The 3393-nt window shown below is 70.2% G+C and carries 3 protein-coding genes; all 3 read left to right on the top strand.

The features are described 5' to 3' along the window. On the top strand, nt 1–586 hold a 586-nt coding region (locus tag J7E68_RS17275), incomplete at its 5' end, for a zinc-binding dehydrogenase (RefSeq protein WP_215174669.1). 97 nt (nt 587–683) lie between these two features. Beyond that, nucleotides 684–3113: a glycosyl hydrolase family 95 catalytic domain-containing protein gene (locus J7E68_RS17270; protein ID WP_215174668.1), complete on the top strand. Its 2430-nt coding sequence runs from the start codon at nt 684–686 to the stop codon at nt 3111–3113. Then, a partial coding sequence (locus J7E68_RS20010; protein WP_311417290.1) for an acetylxylan esterase occupies nt 3103–3393 on the top strand: 291 nt, incomplete at its 3' end. The genes J7E68_RS17270 and J7E68_RS20010, both read left to right, overlap by 11 nt.

Raw genomic sequence — 3393 nt, 5'->3', positions numbered from 1 at the left:
GCTGCAGTTCCTCGGCGCCGAGAAGGGCGATTGGATCGTGCAGAACGCGGCGAACGGCGCCGTCGGACGCATGCTCGCCCAGCTCGGGGCCGCTCGTGGCGTGAACGTCATCGGCCTGGTCCGTCGCGCTGCCGGCGTCGACGAGCTCCGCGAGCAGGGCATCGAGAATGTCGTGGCCACCGACCAGGACGACTGGCGCGAGCAGGTGGCGCAGTTGACCGGCGGCGCGCACGTGGCCTTCGGCATCGACTCGGTCGGCGGCTCTTCGGCCGGCGACGTGCTCTCGCTCCTGGGCGAGGGAGGAACACTGGTCGCCTTCGGCGCGATGAACTCCCCCACGATGGAGATCGCCTCGGGCGACGTCATCTTCAAGCAGGCCACCGTCAAGGGGTTCTGGGGCAGCAAGGTCATCCAGACCATGGATGCCGCCACGCGAGGCGCCCTGTTCGGCGAGCTCATCCAGCGTGTGAGCGACGGCACCCTCACGCTGCCGGTCGCGGGGATCTTCGATGCGGCCGACGCCGCGGACGCCGTGCGCGCGAGCAACACCGCCGGGCGCGTGGGCAAGGTCCTGCTGCAGTTCTGAGCACGGCGGCGCAGGGTGTCGTAATTACTTGACAGCGGCAATTAATGCCGCCTACGCTGACGGTGACATCGAGATCGATCGAACACACCGGAGTGCGATGACCGACACCCTGCGCCTCACCTGGGACGCCCCCGCCACCCGCTGGGAGGAGGCGACGCCCCTCGGCAACGGCCGCATCGGCGCCATGGCCTTCGGCGGCCCGGACGGCCGATATCAGCTGAACGACTCGACCATCTGGTCGGGAACACCCGACGGCCCCGCTCTCGCACTGCAGAAGGTGCGCGCCGGGGGCGCCGGACCCGAACGCCTCGCCGCCGTGCGCGCCGCCCTCGGCGCCGGCGATGTGCGCAGCGCCGAAGACCTCCTCATGGCCTTCGAGGGCCCCTACTCCCAGGAGTTCCTCCCCCTCGCCGACCTGCACGTCCGAGTGCGAGACGCCGACGCGGCCGCCGACGAGACCGAGCCGTCGCGCGTCCTCGATCTCGACGAGGCGACGCTCATCGAAGCGCTCCGCACCCCCGGCGGACGAGTGGTGCGTCGCTCCTGGGTCTCGGCCCCCGCTCACGCGCTGCTCATCGAGCTGACCTCGGACGCGGATTTCGAGACGACGATCGAGCTGTCCACCCCGCTGCGCGGCCGCACCGTCGACCCGCACGACGCACTGCTTCTCGACGTGCAGGCCCCGGTCGACGGCGCCCCGCTTCACGAGGACTCCGTGGATCCCCTGCGTTACGCCGAAGACGACACCGAGTTCGACGCCTACGCGGCCGTCGCCGTGTCGCTCGACTCGGACGGCGAGGTACGTCGCACCGACGATCGCCTCGTCGTCCGCCATGCCCGCCGCCTGCTGATCGCCCTGTCCACATCGTCGCGCGCCGGGTCGTGGTGGGCCGACGCCGACGGGGACTGGCGGACCGCCTCACGCGAGGCGATCCGGGATCGCGCACGAGAGCAGGCGGAGGCCGCGACTCAGCGCGACGCCTCCGCCCTCCTCGCCGAGCACGTCGCCGATCGGCGACGCCTCACTCGAGCGCGATTCGCGATCGGCAGTCGGCGCGAAGGCGACTGGAACGTCGATCGCGATGTCCTGCGCGGCTCCGATCCCCTCCTGCGCGCCACGATCGCCGCCGAGTTCGGGATGTACCTGCTCGCCTCCAGCTCGCGCGCCGGCAGCCCCGCGGCGAACCTGCAGGGAATCTGGAATGACCAGCTGCAGCCCGCCTGGTCGTCGAACTACACGATCAACATCAACACCGAGATGAACTATTGGGCGGCTCCGGTGCTGCTCGACCCCGACGCGCTCGAGCCGCTGCTCGCACTCGTCGAGCTGCTCGCGCGCACGGGCACCGACACCGCCCGTGAGCTGTACGGGACGCGCGGGTGGGTCGCGCACCATAACAGCGACGTCTGGGGCTGGAGTCTGCCGGTGGGCGACGGACACGGCGCGGCGAGCTGGGCGATCTGGATGATGGGCGGAGTCTGGCTCACGCACAATCTCTGGGACGCCTACGAGTTCGGCGGAGACACCGAACTGCTGCGATCTCGGATCTGGCCGGTCATGCGCGGTGCGGTGGAGTTCTGTCTCGACTGGCTGACGCCCGATGCGAACGGGCAGCTGCTCACCTCTCCGTCCACCGCTCCCGAGAACTCCTACGTCGCCGCCGACGGCCTCCCGACTCCTCTGGGTCTGACGGCGACGTCGGACCTCAGCCTCATCGCTTCGCTGTTCGAGCGCGCGCTCATCGCGATCGATGCGCTCAGCCTCGACGATGCGCTGGAGGCCGAGGTGCGCGAAGCTCTGGCAGCCCTCACGCCGCTGCGGATCGGATCCGACGGGCGCCTGCTCGAATGGTCGGCCGAGGTCGACGAGCACGAACCGCTGCATCGGCACCTCTCGCCCGTCGTCGGGCTGTACCCGCTCGACCTCGTGACACCCGAACGCACTCCCGAGCTGTTCGACGCGTCGGTGCGACTGATCGATGCGCGAGGCCCCGGAGCGATGGGCTGGTCGTGGGCCTGGAAGATCGCCCTGCGCGCCCGCGCGCGGCAGGGCGACGTCGCCGCGTCGCTGCTCGACGAGGCGCTCACGCCGTTCGACGGCGACGCCACTCGGCACGGACCCGTCGACGGGTCGGAGTGGGGCGGGCTGCTGCCCAACCTGTTCAGCACGCATCCTCCCTTCCAGATCGACGGCAACCTCGGCTTCCCCGCCGCGATCACCGAGATGCTCGTGCAGAGCCACGGTGGCACGATCCGGCTGCTTCCCGCCCTTCCCACCTCATGGGATCACGGAGACGTCCAGGGCATCGCGGTGCGCCCGGGCCTCGTGCTCGACCTCGCCTGGAGGAGCGGACGGATGACGGCGGGCTCCCTCCGAAATCCTGGTCGCCACCACAGGGAGGTCACCGTCGCGCACGGCGACCGGCAGATCAGTATCCCGGTGCCCGCCGGCGCACAGATCGACCTCGTGGATCACGGTTTAGGCTCTGCCCCATCGACAGATCAGGCGCAGTCCCGTGCACGGTGAGACGCGTCTCGTCGACGCCCCGACCACCCAGACGGAACCCGACGATTTCGACGCCTTCTGGGCAGACACGATCGCCCGGACGCGGGGCCTTCCTCTCGACCTCACGGTGACAGCGCACCCGACGCGACTGACGCAGATCGACGTGTTCGACGTGTCGTTCCGCGGCTTCGGCGGAACGCCCATCCGTGCCTGGCTGCGCGTGCCGCGCAGCGCCACCGAGCCGCTGCCCGGGTTGGTGCAGTTCTTCGGGTATGGCAACGGCCGAGGACACGCACTGCGG

The organism is Microbacterium sp. ISL-103 (assembly GCF_018613995.1).
GTDB lineage: Bacteria > Actinomycetota > Actinomycetes > Actinomycetales > Microbacteriaceae > Microbacterium.
The sequence above is the reverse complement of the archived record's forward strand: the minus strand, read 5'-3'. Positions and strand labels throughout refer to the sequence as shown.